Source organism: Limnochordia bacterium (genome assembly GCA_023230925.1).
Classification (GTDB): domain Bacteria; phylum Bacillota; class Limnochordia; order DUMW01; family DUMW01; genus JALNWK01.
The window spans coordinates 26,139-51,039 of the sequence record JALNWK010000021.1 but is presented as its reverse complement, the minus strand read 5'-3'; the positions used below and the strand labels follow the sequence as shown (position 1 = coordinate 51,039).

Below are 24,901 nucleotides of genomic sequence, written 5' to 3'. Positions count from 1 at the left end.
TGCAATCTTGGAAGATGAATGCTACAGCCAAAACGAGTTTCAGACCTTCTTGGATGCTTATACTGAGGTAAGCAAGTATATGAGCTACTACAATGAACGACGTAGACATGGTAGCCTAAACTATCAAAGCCCTCGACAGTATCACCAAGCATTCATGAGCAATTCTATAAGAAGGACAGCCATTGTAGCATAATGTCCGAATTTAGGGGGTCAGACCGGTACCGGTCCACTTGGTACAAAGCATTAGGAACATACTCTGTGCCTTTTCTGAACCACGAAGCACGATCTCCGTTAATGATGATCATCGTGTTTTCATCAACATCATAGTAAATGTAGATAAGGTCTCTGACCTTTTCCCATATTTGAACCATTTTTTTCAATGCATAGTCCTTACTATCCGGTGTTCGGGCTCCCATCCTTCATGGATAGTGGCGATTTACTCTGGCACACTCCGTTTTTTATCATTCTGCAGCGGTACGTGCAACGCACCCGTATCGTCTCAATAGTCGTTTCGACGAACTCCTTAACCTTGAATCTTTTACTATTGCGTCGTAAGAAAATGGCATTATTTATGGTCTTAAGACATGATTCCAACGCTATCCCGAGTGACTTGCGCAACACCTCCAGCAACGATAACTCCAGTTCTTGCAGGGAAATGTCGAACGGGGCAATAACGGAAATACAGTTGACTTGTGGTATGGCCTTTGACACATGGCGTATTCTGTTCATAATGTATCGGATGACGCGTTTACAAAAGTATGTATTGAATTCTAACGGAGGTGCTTGGTTGGGGTAAAAGAAAGGATCGAGAGGCTCAATCTCCAAATAGATGATTCTTCTTATCCCCTTATCTCCTACTAGATAGTATGCCTATCATCTAAACAAACAGCTTAATGTAACTCCATATGGTAGCCCTGCTAAGTAGTCTTACACCACATCGAAGTGACTGTATATCCGTATGATCATACAACATAATAATTGGCGACATCGATTTGCTTATATAGCTAGCCCCATTTGAGATCTCCTTCGAATTCCCCCTTGCGGAGGACACCCTTGTTTTCTGCTAGTGATTGATGTTATTACCCCCACAGCAGATTTGTAACACTACGTTACTACCCATCGGACGCGCCATGTAAACGCCCGCTGGTTTCATTTAACCAGCGGGCATTAGTAACCTATGATGCCGGAGTCTCGTTTACTTTAGGTCAACCTTCTTACCATTGACGGTGAGGTCAACCAGATCGTTAGCGGTGTCTATACTGACCTCGAATCTCCCCGGACCAACTTCATCAGCTACAGCTGTTGCACCGGTGACTGTAGCACCGGCAGCAACGTCGATGTCTATTACAGTAACAGGAACACACACCTGGACATTCCTTTGTTCATTCTTTTGTATAGCTTTACACCCGTCATCTTTACGGTCCGGCTTAATCGGGGGCTTTGGACGGCAAGGCTTACGACCGTCTACTGGAGAATAATGCATTATTCATCCTCCTCTTCATAATAATCATCATAGAAGACATCATCTACTTCAGCACCCTGTCCGTGTGGCTCTAGTGTCACTTTGACCTCCCCTAAGGGAGTCCGTATCACCCGACTTCTCCTATCGCCGTCTAGCTCAACATTCTCTGACAGGGCAATGACATTGTCAGTCCCGCTTGCTCCCGCCCCAATGCCGACAAACACTACCGGCACACAGACTTGTGTGTTGACCTGCTCATTGATCTGAACGGGCTTACAGGCGTGCCCCTTCGGGCCAAAATCACGTGGATGAGGCCAACAGAAACCCTCGAGTTTCTTACAGAACCTTAAATGTCTTAGATGATCTGCAACCAGAGTGCTATATCGGCCAATGTCCTCTATCTGTAGGCAAGCAAGTCTGGTTAGGCCCACATTGATCACCTCACTTATTCGGGCTGGAATTTGACCTATAACTATTAGTGTTTACGCTTTAGTCTATGTGTCAAAGAAGGGCTTTGTAATAATACGATGGACCCATCTTTTACTGATGGGTCCGGCCAAAAGCAAAACGCCCCCCAAAACAGTAGCTATGAATATGCTTGTCATGCGACTGTTCCTAGGGGCGTCTATGTTGTTACCTTACTCTACAATACTACCTCTCCATTTAGAATCTTGTTCGCTCCCTTGGGACAATCAAACTGCACCTGGATTTTTTTAGGAGCCACCACTTCAATATGAAAGCCATCTGCATCGTAGGACCATTGCACTTTGATCGAACCAAACGGTGTTGGCATCGTACCACGGCACCATTTCAGGTCTCCAGGATGAGGTTCAATGATTACTTCCGCGAATCCTGGTCTAGTTGGCCTTACGCCTAGAATATGGCTGCTTAGAAAATATGTCGGAGCCGAAGACCACGCATGACAGTGACTGCGGGTCATGCGGGGCTGATCCCGATGCCACATCTCCCAGAAAGTAGTAGCACCCATATCAATCATAAAGCCCCAGTCCCGCCGGATAATATCTATGAACTCATGGTCCTTTTGATCCTGCTTGAGGGCCTCCAACAGGAAGAATTGGAAAAAGGGGCTTCCTGAGCGAACAAAGCCTTCCGGTGGGTCGTAGATAATGCTCCGACACCTCTGTGCCCGATTTCCCTTTGCCACACCGGACAGGTAGGCCACCGTCTGGGTTTGCTGGCTGTAAACCAAACTCATGCGACCGTCTTGGCGCAGGCAATCGGTGTAAGCTTGTTTCGTATCATTCCAGAGATGGCGGTTAATGGCCTCATCTAGTACCTTGGCGAAGTCATTGAACTTCTTGGCACTTTCCTCATCAACCAGCCATGTAGCAAGTTCTGCAGCCTCTTGCAGGGCAATTACCGCCAGACAGTTCTGGTGAGTCACCACTCCCCTTGATGGGGTATCCATACCAGCCCAATCGAACATGTTCCACGCTCGAATATCTAGTAGACCATCGTCGTTTAGGAAGGTCTTAAGCCCGGAGACGTTCCTCTTTACAAAGTCTAGAAGCTTGGCGGCACCTTGAATATCCTTGGTAAATAAGTAGTATTCCCGGCAAGAACGCATCCACAAAAGACTCCACGCCGGCAGGATATTTGTCCAGTCGCTTGGCACATGGGATTCCACAATCTTTGATCGGTCTAGGCTTTGCCCGGCAAGCTCTAAACAACGGTACCATAGGCGCGGATCACCGTTGATCACCCAATCAACTAAGGCTTCGTTTCTAGCATCGCCCACCCAAAGAACCTGTTCGTAGCTCGGACAATCCACGTAAGTATCTTCACTACATAGTTCCAGAGTCCTAGCACCCACCTGCCAGATCCGATTCAACATGGCATCGGAACACTGAAAATCTCCGGTATTCCTTTGGGGATAGGTGTTATGTAACACCTCAAGGGCCCTAATCCGCAAGGGACGGTGTAAATTGCGGATCGTGACATAGCTATAGCGAAATCCTCTACGAATAAAGGCTTGATATGTTTGTCTTCCCTCGTGACAGATGTAACGAAAACTGTTATTCATCCCCTCGGCAAGATTATATCGGCCATCGGGCTGAATGAATTCAAAGTTATGGAAGTCCAAGATCGCACCTTCCGGGGCTTCTATGTCAAACCGCTGGAAACCCACAACTTCATCACCATAGTCCACCAAGATCCGAATATCCTTACCTTCAATAGGATGAACCGTAGTCCACTGGTGATTACTCGTAAGTAGCGAATCTAGATCCTCGACCAATACCGGCTCTTCACTAGGTTCATCTGTGTAGGATTGTGCATAGACATTAACCGGCGGTAAAGCCTCGGAGTCAATCTCCTTAAAGAAGGCCTGTTCAATAAGCCAGTCAACATCGTCCAATCCCCATACCCTCTCGGCAGCTGTCTTGGTAGCCTCAGCAACCAACGGTGCGCATACAATCAAAGACTCATCTACATGGTTCTCGGCAACTTTCTGCTGGTTCTCGTTTAGCGGGAAGGGGCCCACCATCGCCCAAGGACTACCGCCATCCTCTCCCCTACAAGCAAATCGAAGCTCGGTACCACATCTTACACACAGACAAAGGTCAACCCCGTGCCTGCCCCCCTCATAAGGTAGTAGAATCTTGTTCCATCCACCTTTGAGAAAGACCCGTTCTCCCCGGACAACCTCCCCATTAATCTTGTAGATGTCGGACTCGTAATTAGGCCGAAGGAACTCAGCTTCAGTATTATCCATGGCCCAAACTTGCGTAAACACATAGGCATGGCAAAGCAGATGATTAGATGTATAGTCATGGGGAACAACATAGGGTTTGGGGAAAATGGTCCAGACATGCTGAACAGAGGAGACGGCCTCTGCTTTCACAATTCTTTTTGGTACAACCGAATTCAGAGTGAGAAAGGGAATATCCCGTGGTTCTAGAACCACACTATTCTCCAGGGCTCTTGTTTGGTCTGCCTGCTTCCAGCTGGTATCATCGTAATGTGGGCTACGCCATCCGTCATCCTGCCTAGCATCGTATTGCTCTTCAAAGGGCTGTTGACAACTGATCCTAGGTGTATTTGCTCTAAAGGCTGGATCAATCGAAACCTTCCATGTCCTGTCGGTGGCGATTGTACCTTGATCTGTCTCTAGCTGAGCAAGAAGACCCGGTTCTTGATGAATATGTTGGAAGTTGCCGTATATAGGATCATGTACTAATACGGCAATGCAGTTCTCCCCGGGACATAGGTAGGGGCTTAGATCATAGGTGTCGTACCTAAGATAATTGGGCCATGCCCGCACCGGCCCTTGCCCTACATATTCGCCATTAACGTACAAGGCATACCGACTTTGAGCGGTAATATGTAGAAGAGCCTTCTTCCCCGCTTGGAATTTCCTCCGAAACCGCAGATAGTTGTTCCTGCTAGATAACGCTTCCTTAGTCCAAATCCAATGACCAACCCAGTTCATTCTAACACTCCTTCAATAGTCTCTACACACTCTATATTCCAGGAATTCGATTCCGATCCTGCTGTCCAAACTGTCCTGGGGTAACCCCGAAGACCGCCTTGTAGCCTCGATGAAATGAACGTTCATCACTGTATCCCACTTGAAAGGCCACCTCACCAATACTGCTTTTAGGATCAAAAAGGAGCTAAGCTCCCTGACTCACTCTTACACTCTCATGTTTACCGATTGAAATGCTCGTTACTCCAACCATACAGCTTGACCAACTCCGATAAACCCCTATCCCCCCCATCGTCATGGAATCTCTCAAGAGCGGTCCAGATGAAGGTGTCATAGTCCACCACCGGCTATTCTCTGACCCGTCCTTGTACCTCTACAATTAGAAGCAACAGCTGTCCCCTGAACTTCAATTGATAGTCTTCGTTTTTATTATTATACTCTCCATGCATGTTATTGGGTATGTTGACGTTCTCGTTAGAACGGTATTTCTGGCAGAGTCCCGGGTATTTAGGGTGGTGCAAGAACTTAACCACCGAGGCTGGACTTATTAGGATTCAGAAAACCGATGAGCAAATATGCAAAACTACAGATAAGGGGCCTAGTCAGCTCTCCTTGTCTGGCTTCATGCCCCACCTTCTGATACAACCACAACCTCATGGCCTTAGAGACCTGAACGGAACGACTAGTTCCTCGAAGAGGAAATCTAGCGGAAAGACACATTCGTCCTACCATGGTTTCTTTGTATTTCGCTATATCACATGGCCCATAGCGAAACAATACAATATCTCAAAACATGATAGAGGTGTACGACACTAGTATAGGAGACTCTCTGCTTTGGATGGGGAATCTCCTCACAAACGCATTCAAAGCCTCTTTACCTACTTTTCCAGCTCTTAGTGTATTAGACCAACAGACCCAACAAAGACTAGCCAGCATGTTCAAAGCTTCAATTTAATTGTATCAGTGGTGATATCGGTAAACGAGGGCTAGATATGCTACGATAAGGACAGCTAATGATATTCCCCCCAAGACCTGCCAAACACGCGGTTTGGAGGAAACAATGCGGAACTAACCAAGGTGGTTTCTTCTTAGGAGAAGCTAAGGATTCAAGCAGTTGCACCGGATAACAGAAATAGAAGACTAGCTACCTGCAATTTTGTCACAGGTAGGGGCTACATGGTAGGAACAGCCCCTACTAGGCCGTCTGGTGAGAGCTGATCACGGAATAAGGTGGTGCCCGCGGGTGCTTTTCACATCTCTCAAGCTAAGTACCAACATTACCCCCATCGCCACGATAAGAGGAGTTGCCGATATACCCAAGACCTTGTCAAAACCAAGGGTCCCTGCGGCCAAAGCTACCAAAGGCATGCATATTGCCACAGTCACTGTTCCTACACTAATTGCCAGTGCCGTGGCCTGTCCGGACCCTGATACGCCTAAAAGATTGATAATCCCTGGACCAATCCCAGATAGACATAATGCAGCTAACCCAATTACGAATGTAGATGATGCAAAACTTGGGCAAAGGCCAACTGAGAAAAGTAGGCTAATAGCCACTGTTCCTAAGACCAGTATCTGGGCGCTAATTGAAACACGTCCTGCAAAAATACCGGATAATACACGCCCAATGATCATGCCAATCCAGAATACTGTCAGGGCATAGTGGCCTTGGTTACTGTTAAAAACAAAGGACATATACCTGCCAATCCAGATGTTTAGGGCCCCCTCGGTAATGGAATAGGTGGAAAAGCCGGCTACCAGTGCCCAATATCTAGGCGTTAGCGACTTTTTGGATAGGGACACTTGGGCAAGGGGAACCTGGGCAAAGTGCCTGCCAATTAAGAGGACACTAGCAACAACTATAAGCCCAGCCACAATCCGGTAGGGTACTTGCCAACCATAACCTTTTACCAGCAGGGTTCCGCTAAGCATTGGGCCCACCACAAGGCCAAAGGCAAAGGCTCCATAAAACCAGTTTAGGTATTTGGCTCCCCTATCACCGTATGTATGGTTAATGTATCCAATGGGACCATTCAATAGCACACCGTAGGTAAGGCCAACTAATACATATGATATCGATGCTGCTAAGAAGGACGTTGCAGCACTGAACAACAATAGGCTTAACGCCTGGACAGTCAGAGCAACCCGCAGGGTACGCCCCATACCGAACCTACTAGCGATTGTTAGTGCTAGAAGTATACCCGGTATGGACGCTAGGTAAAATAGGGAAGCTAACGTTCCGATTTTTACCTCATCCACCATAAAGCAAGCCATGAACTCGCTAACACAAGTGCCGTAAAGACCAATGATGAGACCCTCTAATGCTCCCACAAGAATCACAAACAAGGTAGCAGCAGATGATTTTTCAGCAGACATTAGAATTCTCTCCTCCGAAATGCAGTAACGGCATACTAACCCCCACGGTCAATCTAAGAACAGCTTGTCTATTCAAAATTAAGATGTGATACTGAACGAAAGTGGCAGAAATGATCTGCAAAGGACTGAACCATCATCGATGACAGACTTGCTCTATATTAACAGGATCGATTGTGAAAAGCAAGGGCCAGATATGGCGTGTCTAACTAACTGACGTTTTGTTTTCATTCCTCGTGGAAGATAGCTCTACAGAGAGCTAGAGGATTACCTGATTCATTCTCTTTACTAAAGATATTATCGGGCATCAGTGGGGCTGTGCCCCACTGATGCTACCGACTCATAAATTCGCTCAAAACCAGTCTAGATATCCGCTACCCGACCCATTTGCTTGCATTAGCAAGCAACAGAGCCCGGGTCAGCTGGTACCAGCTGCCATCCTTGGGATAATCATCGTAGGCCTTAAACAAAGCAAGGTTGCAGTCATCGGGGGAAATTTGCAGGGTCTGGAGTAACGCATAGTCATTCAAAGACTCGGCAAATACTTCCCAGCGAATAGAGCTCACCGGACCATCATCCCCTGGGTAGACCACAAAGGTATCCCCATAGGCCCAGCCTGGCCACGCCTCTGCATCTAAGACCTTGTAGGGATCGATCAACTGGGTTGTGGCCCTTTTGTACCAATAGTTGTAGCCCCAGTGGAGAAATCCTAGGGATTCAAACCGATAAAACAGCCAGCCAGCCCCGCGGATCTTAGCCAAGGGTGTATCCACCAGTCTGTTAAGAAACTCACCCCGGGGCCCGCAACAAAAGTAGTCCCACCGGGGGATACCAGCTTCGTAGAACTGCTTTGATGTACGAACACTAGCCACGGGAATATCTGTCAAACCAGACGCGGCAAAGGATAGTTCGCTTAAGGCGTCCATGACCTTCATCCACGGGGCCAGTTCTGCAAGAATCATCCGCGCCTTGCGGTAATTTGCCAGATGGACCTCGCCGTGGGGCTCATCGGATAGATGAAAGAAGGAAGTCTCCATTAGTCCTTCTGCATTCAGAAAGTCCTTGAAGCTAGGTAGGAATTGGGCCAGAAAGCCCTTATACACTTCTGAATCTGCGGGTGTCTCGGGAGGCCAGAGCAGGCGTCCCTCATATTCCCCATCATAGTTCTCATAGATCCGAATCCCATACTCTACTCCCCACTGGGAGAACAGGTGGGTCCATTCAAAATACTCCGTACCACAATCCTGCGCCAGCTTTACCCACCGTTTAACATCGCTCCAATCAAATTCGTAGCTTTCACCGTTTCGACGAATACGTAGTAACTGGGTGGGACGTTTGACTCCATCGGTCGGGGGAGTAAATAAAGGTGTATGAAGCACATTGGTACCGTGCTCAGCTAGATCCAGGATATAGGGTTTGACGACCTCCCAAAATCCTTCATCAAAGGGTTCTACTCCATACCAATCACATAGGGCATCGGTGTAAAACCAATGGGTAACGGGGAAATCCCTCCGTGGTTCCAGGACCACCGGGTAAACAAATACATCGGCCTCTAGAGTATACTCTTGGCCGTCACTTACCCGGAAGATGAATTCAACCCGATGCACCCCCACAGGGCAATCTTGGGAAGTCTTTACTGAAACCCAGTAGGTCATTGTCTCATTGCGCACCAAAGTAGCCTTAGTATCAGTGAATAACGGATCAGGCACGAAACCGGGAATCTGCCCGAATCCATCGAGTTGGTCTTCGTTAGTCTCCGTATTAAAATGGGGAACCGGTACGTGACCTACCCGGCGCACCGCAACATCTAGGGCATCAGAGCAACACTCCACCTCTACTTCTAGGTTCTCCGAGGACGAATTCCTAATACAAACTTGAAAGGAACCCCGGTCATTGCGACCCAAATCAAGCCGCGTATAGCGGTTAGGCATCGGTTTAGAGCTTTTAAACACCCGTTCTAGCGAACTAGTCATCCAGCAGCTAATCAATCTAACCATCCTTCCATAAGAATCCTTAGGTCATCTTGCAGGTTATGTTCTACTCCAAAGGGGGAATCCCCGCCCGATTTACCAAGAGGATCGGATTGGATAAGTGTTATACCAAGACACAAGCAGCACGGGGATGGACACCGTGCTAGTCTTCCTATATGGCCTTGTTTCTTCCCTGTTGTTGTCTGAATCTGCCCGGGGTCACTCCATAGACCGCCTTAAAGGCCCGCCGAAAGGAACGTTCGTCACTGTAGCCTACCTGGGAGGCAATCTGGCCAATACTGTTATTCGGATCGAAAAGCAGCCTAGCCCCCCGGCTCATTCGCACATTACGAATGTATTCGCTGCAGGATTGTCCCATCAGGCTGGAGAACACACGGCTAAAATGTTCATTACTCCACCCGCACCGATTAGCAAGCTCAGGTACATCCCAGCTGTTGCCCACATCTTGGTGAAACTCCTCAAGGACATTCCACACCCGAATGAACTTATCATAATCAACCACTGGTTTTTCCGCTACCTGTCGGCTAATTTCCACGCTTAACAGGAGGAGAAGTCCCCTTAGCTTCAAACGATAGTTCTCTTTTCTGGTCTCATACTCCTCGTGCATCATCAATGCGATCCGGGAGATCTCATCACTGGAACGATGGCTTTGGCACTCCCCGGGCCTTTGGGCGTTGGAGAATAGACAGATGAATTGAATTGCCTCAGCTGGGCTCATTAAGCCCCACAACACCGTTGGACTAAACAGGGTATTCATTACTAAACTGGGCTCGGACACCCCATAGGAGTGGGGCAGATAGGGGCGAATCAAAAGCAGATCCCCCGGTGCGATCTCGATTGCCGAGTTTCCATAGTAGTGGCCTTGCCCCTGAGTACAATAACGATCTCATAGAACTCATGGGAATGTTGCCCCACATCCCGCATATGTTCAAACCACATCGGAACAATGGGTTCTTCCTGTAAGAAACTCAATCGATAAAAACGCATGAACTCATCTGCCTTCCCGTAGTTGCCCAAGCCCACTTTGCTCTTTCTCGGTTAGAACCTTGACGTCGTAGCCTTCTAAGCGAACGGTGCCAGCAACTTCCTTGTCAGAGAGCAAATCCACAAAGGAGCCCTCATTCAGCACCACTTCATGGGCAAGGGATGTAAAGTTCATCAAGAAAACATAATCGGTCTTCCCGTCGGTACGTAGCTGTGCGCTAACCCCTTGGGGCAAAGTCGTATTAAGGGTTTGTTTTGGCTTAACCTGTTGAATAATCCCCGTGTAGAAATCGCGCAGGAATCGATCCTCTAAGCGGCAAGCCATATAGTAGGCACTTCCTTTTCCGAACTGGTTTACTGTCAAAGCCGGTCGGCCCGCATAAAAGTCCTCCTTGTATGTACCTAGGACTTGGCTTGTCTCTGCGTGGATCAGCTCACAAAAGGTCTTTACTTCATACTCACCCTCAAGCCCAAGACTGTTGCTCGGCAGCATGGTGAGGTAATTCACATCGTGATCGTGGAGGGAGTCGATCTCCTCGGACCAAATCCCCAATAGCTTGCGCAATGGTCCAGGGAACCCCCCAAGGAAGCACAGGTCGTGTTCATCCACCATCCCAGTGATGTAGGTGGCTACAAATACGCCTCCTTGGGCCACAAATTCCTCTATGCGTGTGGCAACATGTGGGCGCACCATATACAGCATGGGCGCGATGAGGATCTTGTAGTCGGTGAAATCGCAATCCATGTTAATCACATCGACGGGGATCCCCTGCTGCCAAAACACACCATAGTGTCTCTGACATGTTAACTCATAGTCCTTCCGCCATTCGTTGAATCCCTGGGCTTCAGTAATAGCCCAGCGGTTCTCCGTATCATAGATTATGGCCACATCCGGACGCACCGTGGTCCCGCACAAGGGGGCCAGCTTGGCAAGGGCCTCGCCTACCTGGGCAACGTCTCCAAAGACACGGGTATGTTCGGAGCCACAATGATCTACCACTGCGCCGTGGAATTTCTCACTGCTGCCCCTGCTTTTCCGCCATTGGAAATACTGTACCGTATCCGAACCGTGGGCTACAGCTTGCAAAGATGAAAGCAAATGCATCCCAGGCCGCTTAGTTTTTGCCACCCGTTGCCAATTGGTCCGACAGGGGGTGCTTTCCATAAGCATAAAGGGCTGACCACCCTTGAGGCACCGGTTCAGATCATGGGCAAAGGCAGTATTCCGGGCAGTCACCCAATCCGGTTGTTCACTGTGCCATCTAGGATAGCTATCCCAGGAAACCACATCGACTTCCTTGGCAAAGGGCCAATAATCAAGTCCCGGCCAGGTCCCCATGAAGTTTGCCGTCACCGGCACATGGGGGGTCAGTTTACGTAAAGGAGCAATTTCATTTTTGAAAAACTGGATGGTCTGATGGGTTACAAAGCGCTTCCAGTCCAGGACCAGTCCATGGGTCATCCGCTCACCATGGGGAGCCGGGGACTCGATCTGGGACCAATCGGTATAGGTATGGCTCCAGAAGCTAGCCCACCAAGCTAAGTTAAGCTTATCCAGATCCTCATCGTACCTTTCCCGCAACCAAGAACGAAAGGCCTCCTGGCACAGGGGACAATGACACTCACCACCGCCGCCGTACTCATTAGACACATGCCACAGCACAAGGCCTGGATGATCTTTGTAACGCTCTGCTAGCTTAGTATTAATCAATTGCACTTTCTCCCGGTAGATGGGGGATGTGGGACAATGGTTATGTCTTTCCCCATGGAGAATCCGCACCCGATCTGCACCAACCCGGAGCACCTCGGGATACTTCTGAGACATCCAGGCAGGTCTAGCGGCACTGGGTGTGGCTAGGATCGTGTACACCCCGTTCTCATAAAGCCTGTTCATGACCTGATCCAACCAATTGAACTTATACTGCCCTTCTTCAGGCTCCAGAGCGGTCCAGGCAAAGATACCCACTGACATTACATTGCAGCCCGCCAGCTTCATCAAGCGGACGTCCTCTTCAAGAACCTGTGGATCATGGAGCCATTGATCCGGGTTGTAATCAGCGCCATGCCACATTTGGGGTAGTTTGGGATTAATGGGACCGTATTTAGTTGCCTTACTCAACGTTCTTACCTCCCAGGGTAGCGTGATAGAACCACATTCTAGGAATTCATCCCTGATTCCTGCCGCCCTTTCTACTGTTGTTTTGGTGATACCAGCACTTGAAAATCTCCCCGGTAATAAGCTCAATCTCCAACTGGCGGGGTTTTTCGCCCATAGTCCGTCCCCCCTGCCAGCGAGGCGTCCAAAAGAGCTCATCACCAGTCAAAGGGATACAGTCCCTAAAACCGAATCCTGGGATCGTTTGACCACTCTCATTAAGGATGCGCACCCGCACCCTGCCGTAGGAAGTCTTCACATTAATACGCAGATCATCCCCCAAAATGCGCAGGGGACGGGTCCTCAAAATACCCCTCCCTGCGGGTGTGCCATCCAAACGCATCGTATGCAACATCAAAGCCGCATCGACAAGGTCTTGGTTTTGAAAGTGTTCCGCCTTTGACCCCCCCGGAGTAAAAACGAATCTGATGGTGTTCATCAACCAGCATGGAACTGACATAAACACAGCTACCACCGTGCTCGCCCAGCTCATTAGTGCCGATAAAAAAGCCCGGTTAAAGCGTAGACCATCGTAACTATAGGTGAGGGCACACTCAATTTTTCCATTGCGAAGAGCATTGGTAAAGGGATCGCAGTAGATAGGTCTGTCTGTAGGGATTGAACTCGGCAACGCATAAACTCATGGGCTATCCTCCACTGTTTCCCATCGGCGGAAACGGCCAGGGCCCGGTATCCTGGTGCATGGACCCCTGGAGATAGGTTAATTAAGTACTTAAACCGCTGGGTGGGGTCTGGATCATATGGATCATAGTAGACCGGTGCCCCATCAATAACTAGTTTGGTCCCAAAGACCTGGTTCGGAGCAAACCTTGGACGATCTAGCACGACCTCGTTACGCAAATCAGGCTTCGTCCAATGAATGTCATCGGTATTCTCGGCAAAACATAGTACCTGTACCCTTGGCTTGAGGCCCTTCCATTTACTAAGGTCGATAAGATCCGGCGGGCTAACTACTGCGCCATATAAACCGATATACTCACCCGTCTCAGGCACACGTACCACCAAGGGGAAATTCCAAGTGCCCTCGGTCAGTTCCTCCTCCAATGTTGCCTCGGGTACGTACCGGGGTGTACCTAGACGTCTTGTGAGATTGTGATAGGACATCAAATTCCAGTCTTCGAAAAAGCCAATATAGCCCATGGAAAACTTCCTCTCCCCTGCATAATCCAAACATATTCTACCCATACTAACCTTTAGGGCTTTGTACACCAAGGCAGGGGGCAAAAGCCCCCCCTTCGCCGCCAATTATCTAAGAAGGCATTGATTCTCCTGGTCATCTCTTCTGCAGCCATCCCTGCGGGTTTGAGTCCATGCCAAGCAACGGAGGTCTCCCGCTGGATCACCTTTAACACATCGGGACAGTAGGGCATCGACAGCGAATTCATCACCGCATCAAGAACCAACCCCGAATTGGCGGTGTATTGCCTGTAGTAGTCCTGCCAAGCATCAAAGGCACTTAGCCGAGAAGGAAGTCGTCCGCTGAACCGAGCCAACTCCTCCATACCCTCATGGGAGGCACATTCCTTAATGAAATCCCAGGCTAGGTCCTTATGAGGGCTATCCTTAAAGACCACAAGACCAGGCCCTAACATGACATGGGTCGCTGGAATTCCCACATCACGCCCTGGCATGGGGACAACACCATTTCTAGAAGGCCTCTTCCCCAAAGCCGGTGGCCATCGCTGCTATATTACTCATGATAGCCAGTGAACCGGTGGTAACACCATAGGTATGATTTAAGGCCGTCAGCCACTCCAAGGCCTCGATGGCCTCGGGCTCATGAAGTAAGCTTTCGGTATGGTCCTCATTGAAGAGCCGAGCTCCATTGCTGTACAACCAAGTACCAAAGGACGGCTCCCACCCGTTATCAATACCATAACCAAACTGGTCGATCCCCTCGGCGGCGTTACTGATCGTAAGTTTCCGGGCATTCCACAGGAAAGTGTCAGTGCAACAGACTATTCAAGAGATAGACACTCCGTATCTAACCCTGGACGGGCATGGAGAAAAAAGCCGCCAAACCCGGCTTCCTTGAAAGCTTCAATCTGTTCTTCTAGCCGTGTTTCATCAAGCTTGTCATTAAGTGCCCAAAAGGATGCCGGACGATATTCTTTGCCTTGATCTGCGAACTGCTCATCCAACCACACAGAACCCACTCTCCTAGACTACCGTGTTTGCGTTCTAAGTACGTCTTGCCGTTCCTGTGATGCTAGTTTAATCCTAACATCCTCCCTAGGTAAAAACGAGGACCCTTTATGGTAATCCTCTCAAAGGTTTAGCTGACCGAAAACCGCCTTGCACTTACCTAATCTCTTTCTCTGCGCAATTTTGGGTTGTTCCGGTTCTTCACTCTTCGACCATGGGGGTAAAGGACACTTATCTGGCCTGCGCGGACACTCCATGATATCCATAGGCTACAGTCCTTTTGTGGGTGAGCAATAGAAAGGACCGGACTAAGCTAACCTAATCCAGTCCCTTACCGTGGTGATGATCTTGTTCAACTGGTATGTCTGTTCTTGATCTGTAGAAGCTGGTTTTGCTCATTCTTGTTGAGATAACGCCATTCCCCAAGGCTTAAGTCACCTAACTCCAGGGGACCAAAGGTAATCCGCTTTAAGTATACAACCCGATGTTTGATGGATAGGCACATTCTTTTGATCTGTCTTTTTCGGCCCTCACGCAGGGTAATTCTAAGCAAAGTAGTGGAGCTTGTCTGACCTACGGTCTCCACTTCCGCCGGAGAGGTCCAGCCATCGGTCAGTCGGACACCCTTTCGCAATCTTGCTAGCCGCGGAGGTGAGGGACTACCCTCTACCTCCGCTAAGTAAGTCTTCTCTACTCCATAGCGGGGATGTAGCAATATATTGGCCAGGGACCCGTCGTTTGTGAGGAGCAGCAGTCCCTCACTATCTAGGTCTAGACGACCAACAGGAAACACCCGAACCGGCACACCATCCAAAAGCTCCATAATGGTCGGCTTTCTCGGATCTGTAGCCGCGGTAAGATATCCCGCTGGTTTGTGCAGCATCAAGTAACGATAATCCGGTAGTTTCTTGATCTGCTTCCCATCAACCATAATGGAATCCCGATCTGGATCTGCCTTGGCACCAAGTTCCACTACCCGGTTATTTACTTGCACTCGCCCTTGGCTGATCAGTTCCTCACAGGACCTACGAGACCCATACCCCGCTTGGGCAAGAATCTTCTGAACTCGTTCTTCCATGTGTGATCACTCCTGGCTCTATTCTACAGGATCCCTTTCCTTCCTGCATTAGTCTGTAGAACAAAGATACACGAAATACATGGAAGATGGGATAGGATACTTACCCATAATAAGCTGGGGCTTGACTGCTATACCTAATTTGGTACACTGTGACCAAGAAGGATAATGAGGGAGTGGAAGTAATGAATATAGGTGTAATCAGTGATACTCATGGAAGTGTAGAAGCCTGGGAACGTGCGATGAACACCGTATTTTCCCATACGGAGATGATCTTACACGCCGGAGATGTTCTCTATCATGGAGCCCGGAATCCTTTGCCGGGAGGCTATGCCACATCCTGTTTGGCCGAGAGGTTGAACGAATGTCAGATCCCGATCGTAATTGCCCGAGGTAATTGCGATAGCGAGGTGGACCAAGTCGTGATCGAGATCCCGATGCAAGCCCCCTTTGCATTAGTGGAAGCTCCCTGGGGCAGACTACTGCTAACCCACGGCCACCGGTATGACTCCACAGTCGTCCGGGATTTGGCGAAGAAATATCGGGTTCGCGTTTGGATCAGCGGACATACCCATATACCATTGCTAGAAGAGCGGGGCGGAACGATCTTTCTTAACCCAGGCAGTCCTTCCCTGCCCAAAGGGGCTAAGGCCTGTCCCACTGTGGGACTGATCACCAACGACCGTGTCAGCTTGGTTGAACTGGCGACAGGGACAACCCTACACGCGATCAGTCTGTCTCCTCAGACTTAATGCAGTAATGGTTTAGCAAATACGCCTGCTAACCCCGTGCGGCTCACCCGAGATTCAATGTCCCCTATGTGAGTGGTATATAACCCTAGTTGCTGCATCCGGGCGAAGTAGATACTGCCCGAAAAAGTAAATCGCACCTTGCCTGGGTTTTCATTTTGCGTAACCCTGTTGGATTCGTAGATGAAGTCTCCACAGGCTAATTCCAAAGGTAGGACGATGGGCGGCATATCCAAAACCGTTCGTGCCGCATTATGTCCTGCGAGATAGCCCGTAAGGATCCCTTCGGTGTGGCCCACTAACAGCCCGAGTTTTTCCCCGGCGGCATAGAGATTATCCAAGCCCACAACCTGCAGGTTTGCCTGATGGGGTGTAATCACACTTAATCGTACTGAGTTGCCCCGACCTCCCGCATAGGGATCAGCATACCGGGCCGCTTGAAACCCGGGTACCTGCCGCATCAACTCCAAGGGAAAGTAGGGAGTCATTACCTTTACTTTCCCCGTGTCTAGTAAGATCAAATTGTTGGCATACTCCGGTAGTGCGTACTGCTGACATGCTTTAATGTCCAAGACATCCCCATGGGTCATGTATTTAGGAACGGGAATCACTAAGTACCCGGTACTCTCCAACCGGTCCACTAGCCACCTCCCTAAGGTCTCCTTAGCTAACTCACAGGAGCCAGAAAGTCCGCTGAAGTCGCCACTTATGTCCTTAACCCCGGCCTTGGCACTAATGCTAACCCGAGCTCCGAAACTTGGGCAGCGAAATACACACATCACACAACCGGCGCCATACCTGAGGCAGTTGCCCATGGGACCCGCAGAACCAGTAGCATCTACGAAGACATCGCCGTCGATGATTTCCCCTTCCTCAAGTACCACAGATACCACCCGGCGTCCGGCAACCACCGTATCCACCACCCTGCTCTCTAGCAGGATATCAATACCGATTTCCTTTAAGTGCCCCCTGACCTCCGGTTCAATGTGATCTACATCATACAAGCTTGCATGTCGGTGTCCTGGAAAGTCAATGTTGCAGTGCAAAAGACAGCTTTCTATCACCTGCAAGAAGTCCTCTGCCCCTAGAAAGCGCAACTCCTCCCAGGCGGTAAGCCTACCATTATTCTTAATGATGCCCCCAACAAGTCCACTGCCTAAAAGAAGGTTTGTCCGCTCTAGCAAAGTCACCCTTACCCCTGCCCGCCTTGCCGCCACCGCCGCGGCACACCCGGCAAAGCCGCCTCCCACCACCACTACATGGGGCCTAGTTACCACCCGACGCATCTAACCCCCCCTTAACACAATGCCCATATGATATTGTATGCCTGGAGGATCGGAGATGATACCGGCCCTTGCTTTAGAGCTATAGGATGTTTTGCTTGAACCAAGGGAGCGCTTCCCCGGAGGGTTCCCGTTTCGCTCCCTCTAATCCTTACCTAAGGGCATAAGAACGGTCTACTGGTAGACCCGGGAGGAAATGAGCCGCCAGACGATGACCGTCAGGGCTTGTTCCGCAGAGTGGTCGTTGTACCACCCTTGTTAGTAATCTGATCTAGCACCTCGGGCACTAGATCCAAGATGCGATCAAAAATGACTTCCTTGCTGATGGGCAGTAGCCGCACCACTCCTGCACTGAGAACCAGAAACGCCACAGGATGCAGGGAAATCCCCGCTCCACTACCTCCACCGAAAGGATGGGGAGCCTTGGAAGCATTTGCGGTGGGCTTATCTGCGGTATCCGAGGTAAACTCAGTGCCTCCAGCGGCAAACCCAAAACTGACCCTTGAAACAGGGATAATCACCGATCCGTCAGCGGTCTCCACCGGGTCACCTAGTATGGTATTTACATCCACCATAGTCTTAATACTATCCATGGCAGTCTTCATGATACCTTCTATGGGGTGCTGAGAGTTTCCGTCCATATCCAATTAGCCCCTTTCCGAAACAGTGCCTTGACCAAATTAGCCAGTGCTACTAGTATAATATGGCCTGGAACCAAGCGAAATATGCAGTCAAGGTCCATCGTGAACTGAGGATCAGTAAACTCCGCAGTAACACAAATCCTTGGATCAATGGCTTTGGAATGGTCTATTAAGTAACCCTTCAGCCCGGCCCCCAAAGCAGCAAACACCGCATAGGAATACGCCGTATAAGCAGCATCATTGAGTCCGATCACAAGCTCAAGATCAAAAGAGGTTAGGTGCTCGGGGGATTTCCTAAACAGTTCCTTGGAAAGAGCTTTGGCTTGTTCCAGACTTGAACTTTGACTAGGAGGTAGTCCAGTTAACATCATGTAACCGATGTTGATTAGAGTACGCTGTCCCAAGATGCGGGTTAGATGTTTTACAAATACAGTACGTATTTCCCGGATTCTACCCACCACGGTGTCCACACTTCTGTCCAATGCCCAATGGACAGCATCCTCTAGATCCATCCGCTTCTGGTATGTAACTTTGCCAATATGCAAGAAACCTAGGGAAATACCAAAGTAAAGGTCCGCGTTAACACTAGCAAAAAAAACGTGAACCATCACAGGAGCGCACAATACCAAAATCAATAGGCCCAGTACAATATAGACTACCAAACATCTCACCCTACCCTATTTTAACCAAGTTGGCAGTCTCTACTCCACCTGTGGAAGAGATTCTAGACTATCTAGACCGAAGCTTTCGAGAAACAACAGGGTAGTTCCGTACATTAAGGGGCGTCCAATGGTCTTTTTGCGGCCAACCTCCTCGATTAGGCCCCGGTCCATAAGGGTTTTAATCGCGCTGTCCGCCCGCACCCCCCGGATGTCCTCGATCTCCGCCCGGGTAATGGGCTGCTTGTAGGCAATAATACTTAAGGTTTCTATGGCCGCATCACTCAACCTAGTCTCCGCCTGTCGACCAAGCTCCAGCAGGATCTCTTCGTACTCCGCCTTTGTTCGTAGCTGGTAACCCCCAGCATGTCGGAATAAGGCAACACCCCGTTGGGACGAAGCCAGTGATCGTTCAAGATCCAGGACTAATTCTTCAACTTCTACTGGCTCGATGCTCAGTAAACGGGCTAGGGTATCTAGGCTTACCGGCGCCATGGAGGCAAAAAGGATTGCCTCTAGGGCCCCTTTGAGTCTGTCCGTCATGATCGTTCCCCCCTTTGGGAAGCCAGTTCAATTTGGATCTCACCAAAGGGTTCCGCCTGATCCAATTGGATGCGTCCCCGGTCGGTAAGCTCAAGCAAAGCTAGGAATAAGCCAAGCTTTTCCCAAGGGTCCCTCTTTGGACCGGCTAAGCTGGAAAAGGAGGTGCTCCCTACTTTCCTCACTCGCCGATACACTTCAATAATCCTGCGACCCAAATCTATTTTACCCCTCAAAGGCTGCAAGACTTGGTTCCGTTCTGCTTGGGACCGCTGTGCTTCCTTGAAAGACTCCACTAGACAACTTAGATCAAGTCCTGTAACTGGCTCGGGGCCGGATTTGGGAATTGTGGCTTTGGGGCGGGCAAAGGTACCAGCCACCCGGATGGCCACCTCCCGTAGTCGCATCGCCAGCACCTTAAACTTGCGGTATTCCAGTAATCGCTCTAAAAGGATCTGTTTTTCCTCTTCTTCATCCACGAGATCCTGGGTATCTATAACCGGGGGGCTAGGCAGCAAGGCCGCCGCTTTGATCTGAAACAAAGTGACCGCATAGCTTAGAAACTGGGTGCAATAAGTTAAGTCCAGTTCCGGCATGGCGGCCACATAGTCTAGATACTGATCCGCAACCTGACCTAGGGCTATTTCCGTGATCGGCAGCTTCTGTTCCTCGACGAGGGTAAGCAACAAATCTAAAGGTCCTTGGAAGATCGGAAGTTTAACCTGATAGGCCATTACCTAAATGCGCATTGCCTCCCGTACCTCAGCCAAGGTTCGGCTTGCCACTTGACGAGCTTGCCCTGCGCCCTCCTCTAAAATCTCATGAACCACGTTCCGGTTCTGTTCAAGCTCAGCACGTCTTTCCCAAATCGGGGACAGATAGGCCACCATGTTGTCGGCTAGCCTCTTCTTGCAGTCCACACAGCCAATCCCCGCGGTGCGACAGTTCTGGTCAATCTCATCGAGGAGCCCTGCTTCCGCAAAGGCCCGATGCATTGTGTACACAGAGCAGACTTCGGGGTTACCCGGATCTTTGCGTCGGATCCGATTGGGATCAGTGATCATCTGCGAAACCTTCTCCCGGACGGTCTTTTCGTCATCACTCATCCGGATCTCATTTCCGTAGCTTTTGCTCATTTTCCGTCCATCGGTCCCTAGTAGCAAGGTTACCCGATTCAACTTTGGTGCTGGTTCAGGAAATACCGGTCCATACAAATAGTTGAATCTGCGAGCTAGCTCCCGGGTAAGCTCTAGGTGGGGTAACTGGTCCTCCCCTACGGGTATGGTGTCGGATTTATACACCAGAATATCTGCCGCCATTAGTACCGGGTACCCCAGAAAGCCGTGGGTCGTAATATCTCGACCGGTAATCTGTCTTAATTGCTCTTTGTATGTGGGGCAGCGCTCCAGCCAACCTAAGGGCGTAATCATGGAGAATAGCAAGTATAGCTCTCCGTGTTCTTTCACATCCGACTGCCGAAAAATAACACTTTTCTTCGGGTCCACGCCGGCACTAAGCCAATCAATAACCAACTCCACGGTGTTGTCCTTTAAATCCGTGGTATCCTCGTAACCAGTGGTCAGCGCATGCCAGTCCGCCACCATATAGTAGCAATCATAGTCTTCTTGCAGCTTCACCCAGTTATCCAGTGCACCGAATAAATTGCCTAGATGTAGCTTACCGGTGGGGCGCATCCCACTTAGTATTCTGCCTTTTTTCTTCTCTGCCATAACAGTTGCGCCAAAGGCGCAAAACCCCCTTCTGTGTCAATTACGCCGATCAGCATCCTGCAAGCATTTTAGCAGGCGCATATTGACATGATCTTCTCTATCCCCATGGTGAGCCCCAATAAGCCTGACAACATCCTCAGGACAACCAATACTCCGGGCCAAATGGGCACCCCGCTTAGCATGGTTGTGTTGAATATATAAGGCTTGTCTACGACAAGTAAAAAAGGACTTCTTTCCTAGGGATAACCTTAGGGAGGCTAGATAATCCGGTGCCACCCTAACCATTATAGTATACAAAATGCGGTCTAAAAGTAAAAGGGAGCAATCCCCTTTGCCAATATCATGGAGCAAGGCTGCCTTGGTCAGTAACCACTGTTGATCCGGTAGCAAAACCTGCTCTGCCGCATCCTCGGCCACTGCCACACAATGCCTTTGATCTGCCTCTGTCATTTTCCTAAACAGTGCTTGTTCTTTCTCGTTGAGGAACCTATGGACAAAGGCGTAATCCTCGGCCTTCATTTTTGTGAACATGTACCTAATCCCTTGCTTAATCCGCCTGACCATGGTTATAGAATGAAGTACCCTAGCACCCGGACAATCGGTGAGACGATCTTGCCGGCGATGCCGGTAAAAAGCAAGATGACCAGGATAATCGGGCCATACTGTTCCAGGGTATATAGTACCCTTCTGTATCGGTAGGGCAACAGTCCACCGAGGATCTTGGAACCGTCCAAGGGTGGGACAGGGATTAGGTTAAAGGCCGCTAGCCCCAGATTGATGATAATATTTAAGTCCAAGAAGTATACCAACATGACCACAGTACGAAAATTCATCCCTGGAAACCACTCGATGATAAAATGAACGAAGACCCAACGGATGAAGGCGAAAATATAGGCGGTAAGCACATTGGCACCTGGTCCTGCGAGGCTAACATACATCATGCCCTTCCTCGGATTTTGGTAGTAGGTCGGGTTTACCATGACCGGTTTTGCCCATCCAAAGCGAAACACAACTAGCATCAAGGTTCCGATCGGATCCAGGTGGGCTAAGGGATTCAAAGATAGCCGCCCTTCAAGACGGGGCGTTGGATCGCCCAATCGGTATGATATAAACCCGTGGGCATACTCATGGACACTAATAGCAAATAAGACCGCGATGACCTGGAAAACAATGGATATAAGATCTAGGTTTTGCAGCATGGTAGACTCCGTTCGTCAAGATACTTTAGAGCAATCAGAACAGCCTTCCACGTCCAGGTCATGGGTGATTAAGTCCTCGTAGGATTGGCCCTTGACCATCAACCGATGACTACCATTGTTGACTAGTACCACCGGTGGACGCAGTAGCCGATTGTAATTACTGGCCATGGAGAAGGTATAGGCTCCTGTGGCAAACACCGCCAAAAGGTCCCCTGGTACAATATGGGGAACCGGCAGATCCCAGATGAGCATATCGCCAGATTCACAGCATTTGCCCGCAACAGATACCACCTGTTGGGGCGCTTGGTCCCCTTTGTTAGCCACAATACCCTCATATTTCGCATCATATAAGGCCACCCGAGGATTATCAGACATACCGCCATCTATGGCAACATAGGTCCGAATCCCGGGAATTTCCTTAATGGATCCAATTGTGTATAGAGTCGTCCCCGCAGGTCCGGCAATGGAGCGCCCCGGTTCAACACAGATCTTCGGGATACTGAGCTTGTGCCTACGGGCCGCATCGGCTACACTAGCCGCCAGGACCTGGGCATACTCCCTTGGTGTTTTCGGTTTATCAGTGGCGGTGTAGCGAATGCCAAGGCCACCACCTAGATCAAGCTCTCGGATCTCTTTACCTAAGTCCCGCTTGATCTGGGCCATGAAATCAAACATCAACTCAACTGCCACACCATAACAGTCCAGTTCTAAGATTTGCGAGCCTATATGACAATGCAAACCCCGCCAATCAATGTGCTCCAAGGATGCCGCCTGCCTTACGGCTTCTATGGCCACACCCTTCGCTAGGCCAAATCCAAACTTTGAATCCAGTTGTCCGGTTTGCACGTAGACATGGGTATGGGCTTCCACTCCCGGTGTGATCCGTAATAGTACCGGTGCTTTCCAGTTGTGTTTCCTAGCCTTTTCATTGAGCAGTTCCAGTTCCCAGAGATTGTCAACGACGAAGCAGCCAATGCGGGCTTCCAGCGCAAAATCTATTTCCTCAGGGGATTTATTGTTCCCATGGAAGTAGATCAGCTCCCGGGGAAACTCAGCGGCCAATGCCGTAAAAAGCTCCCCACCGGAGACAACATCTAATGCTAAGCCCTCTTCTTTGATGATCTGACACATACCCGTGGTCAAGAAGGCCTTTCCCGCATAGATCACCTGACTTTCGGCAAAAAGACTACTGAAGGACTCTACGTATTCCCGACATGCACTGCGGATCAGTGTCTCATCCATAATATAAAGGGGAGTACCGTACTGCCCGGCAAGCTCGCTAACATCACAGCCGCCGATCACCAAATGACCTTGCCCATTAATCTCCATGTTATCCCGCAAAAGCCCCCGCATCAACTTCCACCGCCTAAAGAGTTAATATCCACAGTGTATCACAGTTTTTAGGCTTTGCAAAGGCTTAACTTGCGTGGGATTGGGCCGTACTATGCTTCCCGCAACGGGACCCCCACCGGGCTACCACAGTACCATCCTTGATGATATTTACAATCTCACACCGATTAGGACAGTCTTCACACTCAAAGCTAGTAGCTTCATAGGTGGCATCGCTAATCTCAAACCCCGCAAAGGAGGTCTTCTTGCCCGTGTGTTCAACTTCTTCTTTGGCCAACACCGCAGCCCCAATGGAGCCCATCACCCCAAAGTAGGGAGGCACAATCACATCCACCCCTAGGGCCTGGGAGAAGGCCGCCTTGATCCCTACATTAGCGGCAACACCCCCTTGGAAAACTACGGGAGCCAGAATCTCCTTACCCTTACCTACGTTGTTTAAGTAGTTGCGGACCATGGCCTCGCACAACCCAGCCACAATATCCGGGACTTGGTGACCCATCTGTTGCTTGTGGATCATGTCCGATTCGGCAAATACTGTGCAGCGACCGGCGATCCGCACTGGATTAGTGGCTTCTAGGGCTAATTCTCCAAAATCCTCAATGGGCACATCAAGCCTTGCCGCCTGTTGGTCTAGAAAGGATCCCGTTCCCGCCGCGCAGACCGTATTCATGGCAAAATCCACCACAACACCTTCCCGCAGGATAATAATCTTTGAATCCTGACCGCCAATCTCCAACACTGTTTTTACATCGGGAACCGCGATGGATGCGGCCACTGCATGGGCAGTAATCTCGTTTTTTACTACATCGGCATCCACCATCACACCGGCTAACTGCCGTCCACTACCGGTGGTGCCAACACCCATAATCTCAGTGTCACCTAGTCTTTTAGCAAGCTCCCGCAACCCCTTTTGAATGGCCTCAATGGGTTTGCCCTGGGTGCGCAAATATAGACTTTCAATCACCTGGAATTCCTCATCAACGACCACAAGATTAGTACTTACTGAACCAACATCGATCCCAAGATAACCCCTGATCATAAAACAGGCGCCCTCCATCTCTATTAAGGAATGCGCCCTACTCCCCCCTTAATGTCA

Annotated in this window: 27 protein-coding genes; 2 read left to right on the top strand and 25 right to left on the bottom strand. The window is 49.7% G+C overall.

Annotation, left to right across the window (positions count from 1 at the left end; translation table 11 throughout):
- Positions 1-193 (top strand): integrase core domain-containing protein (locus tag M0Q40_06635; GenBank protein ID MCK9222285.1); only part of this gene is annotated, 193 nt, incomplete at its 5' end.
- A 1,002-nt stretch (positions 194-1,195) separates the two neighbouring features.
- Here M0Q40_06635 and M0Q40_06630 read toward each other — a convergent pair.
- The 15 genes from M0Q40_06630 to M0Q40_06560 all read right to left on the bottom strand — a co-directional run bounded on the left by M0Q40_06630 (position 1,196) and on the right by M0Q40_06560 (position 15,657).
- The gene (locus M0Q40_06630; GenBank protein MCK9222284.1) at positions 1,196-1,483 is read right to left on the bottom strand and encodes a hypothetical protein; all 288 of its coding nucleotides are present in this window, start codon (positions 1,481-1,483) and stop codon (positions 1,196-1,198) included.
- The gene (locus M0Q40_06625; protein MCK9222283.1) at positions 1,483-1,893 is read right to left on the bottom strand and encodes a hypothetical protein; all 411 of its coding nucleotides are present in this window, start codon (positions 1,891-1,893) and stop codon (positions 1,483-1,485) included. Before M0Q40_06625 ends, M0Q40_06630 begins: the two co-directional genes overlap by 1 nt.
- 212 nt (positions 1,894-2,105) lie before the next feature.
- On the bottom strand, positions 2,106-4,913 hold the full coding sequence (locus M0Q40_06620; protein ID MCK9222282.1) for a glycoside hydrolase family 78 protein: 2,808 nt from the start codon (positions 4,911-4,913) through the stop codon (positions 2,106-2,108).
- Between the two features lie 31 nt (positions 4,914-4,944).
- The gene (locus M0Q40_06615; GenBank protein ID MCK9222281.1) at positions 4,945-5,052 is read right to left on the bottom strand and encodes a hypothetical protein; all 108 of its coding nucleotides are present in this window, start codon (positions 5,050-5,052) and stop codon (positions 4,945-4,947) included.
- A gap of 1,076 nt (positions 5,053-6,128) precedes the next feature.
- Entirely contained in the window at positions 6,129-7,286 is a 1,158-nt protein-coding gene (locus M0Q40_06610; protein ID MCK9222280.1) for an MFS transporter, read from the bottom strand.
- A gap of 371 nt (positions 7,287-7,657) precedes the next feature.
- A complete protein-coding gene (locus M0Q40_06605; protein MCK9222279.1) occupies positions 7,658-9,271 on the bottom strand; it encodes a DUF4091 domain-containing protein in 1,614 nt (537 codons plus the stop codon).
- Positions 9,272-9,425: 154 nt separating this feature from the next.
- A complete protein-coding gene (locus tag M0Q40_06600; GenBank protein ID MCK9222278.1) occupies positions 9,426-10,106 on the bottom strand; it encodes a helix-turn-helix transcriptional regulator in 681 nt (226 codons plus the stop codon).
- The gene (locus M0Q40_06595; protein ID MCK9222277.1) at positions 10,082-10,261 is read right to left on the bottom strand and encodes a hypothetical protein; all 180 of its coding nucleotides are present in this window, start codon (positions 10,259-10,261) and stop codon (positions 10,082-10,084) included. Before M0Q40_06595 ends, M0Q40_06600 begins: the two co-directional genes overlap by 25 nt.
- 4 nt (positions 10,262-10,265) lie before the next feature.
- Positions 10,266-12,329: a beta-galactosidase gene (locus tag M0Q40_06590; protein ID MCK9222276.1), complete on the bottom strand. Its 2,064-nt coding sequence runs from the start codon at positions 12,327-12,329 to the stop codon at positions 10,266-10,268.
- 94 nt (positions 12,330-12,423) lie between these two features.
- A complete protein-coding gene (locus M0Q40_06585) occupies positions 12,424-12,873 on the bottom strand; it encodes a hypothetical protein (protein ID MCK9222275.1) in 450 nt (149 codons plus the stop codon).
- A 32-nt stretch (positions 12,874-12,905) separates the two neighbouring features.
- A complete protein-coding gene (locus M0Q40_06580; protein MCK9222274.1) occupies positions 12,906-13,658 on the bottom strand; it encodes a hypothetical protein in 753 nt (250 codons plus the stop codon).
- Positions 13,628-14,065, bottom strand: a complete 438-nt coding sequence (locus tag M0Q40_06575) for a hypothetical protein (GenBank protein ID MCK9222273.1) — start codon at positions 14,063-14,065, stop codon at positions 13,628-13,630. Before M0Q40_06575 ends, M0Q40_06580 begins: the two co-directional genes overlap by 31 nt.
- A 16-nt stretch (positions 14,066-14,081) precedes the next feature.
- Positions 14,082-14,270, bottom strand: a complete 189-nt coding sequence (locus M0Q40_06570; protein ID MCK9222272.1) for a hypothetical protein — start codon at positions 14,268-14,270, stop codon at positions 14,082-14,084.
- 122 nt (positions 14,271-14,392) lie between these two features.
- Positions 14,393-14,581: a hypothetical protein gene (locus tag M0Q40_06565; protein MCK9222271.1), complete on the bottom strand. Its 189-nt coding sequence runs from the start codon at positions 14,579-14,581 to the stop codon at positions 14,393-14,395.
- Positions 14,582-14,931: 350 nt separating this feature from the next.
- Entirely contained in the window at positions 14,932-15,657 is a 726-nt protein-coding gene (locus tag M0Q40_06560; GenBank protein MCK9222270.1) for an rRNA pseudouridine synthase, read from the bottom strand.
- 182 nt (positions 15,658-15,839) lie between these two features.
- Here M0Q40_06560 and yfcE point away from each other — a divergent pair, with 182 nt between their 5' ends.
- The gene (gene yfcE / locus M0Q40_06555; protein MCK9222269.1) at positions 15,840-16,406 is read left to right on the top strand and encodes a phosphodiesterase; all 567 of its coding nucleotides are present in this window, start codon (positions 15,840-15,842) and stop codon (positions 16,404-16,406) included.
- On the opposite strand, the gene M0Q40_06550 is transcribed toward yfcE, so the two are convergent.
- The 10 genes from M0Q40_06550 to M0Q40_06505 all read right to left on the bottom strand — a co-directional run bounded on the left by M0Q40_06550 (position 16,403) and on the right by M0Q40_06505 (position 24,841).
- Positions 16,403-17,689 (bottom strand): FAD-dependent oxidoreductase, encoded by a 1,287-nt coding sequence (locus M0Q40_06550; GenBank protein ID MCK9222268.1) that lies wholly within the window; start codon positions 17,687-17,689, stop codon positions 16,403-16,405. The genes yfcE and M0Q40_06550 overlap by 4 nt on opposite strands.
- A gap of 215 nt (positions 17,690-17,904) precedes the next feature.
- Positions 17,905-18,327, bottom strand: a complete 423-nt coding sequence (ytfJ, locus tag M0Q40_06545) for a GerW family sporulation protein (protein MCK9222267.1) — start codon at positions 18,325-18,327, stop codon at positions 17,905-17,907.
- Positions 18,300-18,989 carry a DUF2953 domain-containing protein gene (locus M0Q40_06540; protein MCK9222266.1) on the bottom strand — a complete coding sequence of 230 codons (690 nt, stop codon included), beginning with the start codon at positions 18,987-18,989 and terminating at the stop codon, positions 18,300-18,302. The genes ytfJ and M0Q40_06540 overlap by 28 nt, the downstream gene beginning before the upstream one ends.
- 39 nt (positions 18,990-19,028) lie before the next feature.
- Positions 19,029-19,529 (bottom strand): SMC-Scp complex subunit ScpB, encoded by a 501-nt coding sequence (gene scpB, locus M0Q40_06535; protein MCK9222265.1) that lies wholly within the window; start codon positions 19,527-19,529, stop codon positions 19,029-19,031.
- The gene (locus tag M0Q40_06530) at positions 19,526-20,215 is read right to left on the bottom strand and encodes a segregation/condensation protein A (GenBank protein MCK9222264.1); all 690 of its coding nucleotides are present in this window, start codon (positions 20,213-20,215) and stop codon (positions 19,526-19,528) included. Before M0Q40_06530 ends, scpB begins: the two co-directional genes overlap by 4 nt.
- Positions 20,216-20,263: 48 nt before the next feature.
- Complete coding sequence (gene trpS / locus M0Q40_06525) at positions 20,264-21,256, bottom strand: tryptophan--tRNA ligase (protein MCK9222263.1); 993 nt, start codon at positions 21,254-21,256, stop codon at positions 20,264-20,266.
- Positions 21,257-21,292: 36 nt separating this feature from the next.
- Complete coding sequence (locus tag M0Q40_06520) at positions 21,293-21,787, bottom strand: HDIG domain-containing protein (GenBank protein ID MCK9222262.1); 495 nt, start codon at positions 21,785-21,787, stop codon at positions 21,293-21,295.
- Between the two features lie 35 nt (positions 21,788-21,822).
- Positions 21,823-22,455 (bottom strand): site-2 protease family protein, encoded by a 633-nt coding sequence (locus M0Q40_06515; GenBank protein ID MCK9222261.1) that lies wholly within the window; start codon positions 22,453-22,455, stop codon positions 21,823-21,825.
- Between the two features lie 15 nt (positions 22,456-22,470).
- Entirely contained in the window at positions 22,471-23,808 is a 1,338-nt protein-coding gene (gene lysA / locus M0Q40_06510) for a diaminopimelate decarboxylase (GenBank protein MCK9222260.1), read from the bottom strand.
- 64 nt (positions 23,809-23,872) lie between these two features.
- Entirely contained in the window at positions 23,873-24,841 is a 969-nt protein-coding gene (locus M0Q40_06505; GenBank protein MCK9222259.1) for an acyl-CoA dehydratase activase, read from the bottom strand.
- Positions 24,842-24,901: the final 60 nt, after the last annotated feature.

Bases quoted from the DNA above. Each gene is read 5' to 3' on its own strand.
- M0Q40_06550 (MCK9222268.1), bottom strand. From the start codon at position 17,689: ATGCGTCGGGTGGTAACTAGGCCCCATGTAGTGGTGGTGGGAGGCGGC.
- M0Q40_06595 (MCK9222277.1), bottom strand. From the start codon at position 10,261: ATGCGTTTTTATCGATTGAGTTTCTTACAGGAAGAACCCATTGTTCCG.
- ytfJ (MCK9222267.1), bottom strand. From the start codon at position 18,327: ATGGACGGAAACTCTCAGCACCCCATAGAAGGTATCATGAAGACTGCC.
- M0Q40_06520 (MCK9222262.1), bottom strand. From the start codon at position 21,787: ATGTTCACAAAAATGAAGGCCGAGGATTACGCCTTTGTCCATAGGTTC.
- trpS (MCK9222263.1), bottom strand. From the start codon at position 21,256: ATGGCAGAGAAGAAAAAAGGCAGAATACTAAGTGGGATGCGCCCCACC.
- M0Q40_06585 (MCK9222275.1), bottom strand. From the start codon at position 12,873: ATGTCAGTTCCATGCTGGTTGATGAACACCATCAGATTCGTTTTTACT.
- M0Q40_06560 (MCK9222270.1), bottom strand. From the start codon at position 15,657: ATGGAAGAACGAGTTCAGAAGATTCTTGCCCAAGCGGGGTATGGGTCT.
- M0Q40_06575 (MCK9222273.1), bottom strand. From the start codon at position 14,065: ATGCCAGGGCGTGATGTGGGAATTCCAGCGACCCATGTCATGTTAGGG.
- yfcE (MCK9222269.1), top strand. From the start codon at position 15,840: ATGAATATAGGTGTAATCAGTGATACTCATGGAAGTGTAGAAGCCTGG.
- M0Q40_06610 (MCK9222280.1), bottom strand. From the start codon at position 7,286: ATGTCTGCTGAAAAATCATCTGCTGCTACCTTGTTTGTGATTCTTGTG.
- lysA (MCK9222260.1), bottom strand. From the start codon at position 23,808: ATGCGGGGGCTTTTGCGGGATAACATGGAGATTAATGGGCAAGGTCAT.
- M0Q40_06590 (MCK9222276.1), bottom strand. From the start codon at position 12,329: ATGTGGCATGGCGCTGATTACAACCCGGATCAATGGCTCCATGATCCA.
- scpB (MCK9222265.1), bottom strand. From the start codon at position 19,529: ATGACGGACAGACTCAAAGGGGCCCTAGAGGCAATCCTTTTTGCCTCC.
- M0Q40_06515 (MCK9222261.1), bottom strand. From the start codon at position 22,455: ATGCTGCAAAACCTAGATCTTATATCCATTGTTTTCCAGGTCATCGCG.
- M0Q40_06620 (MCK9222282.1), bottom strand. From the start codon at position 4,913: ATGAACTGGGTTGGTCATTGGATTTGGACTAAGGAAGCGTTATCTAGC.
- M0Q40_06630 (MCK9222284.1), bottom strand. From the start codon at position 1,483: ATGCATTATTCTCCAGTAGACGGTCGTAAGCCTTGCCGTCCAAAGCCC.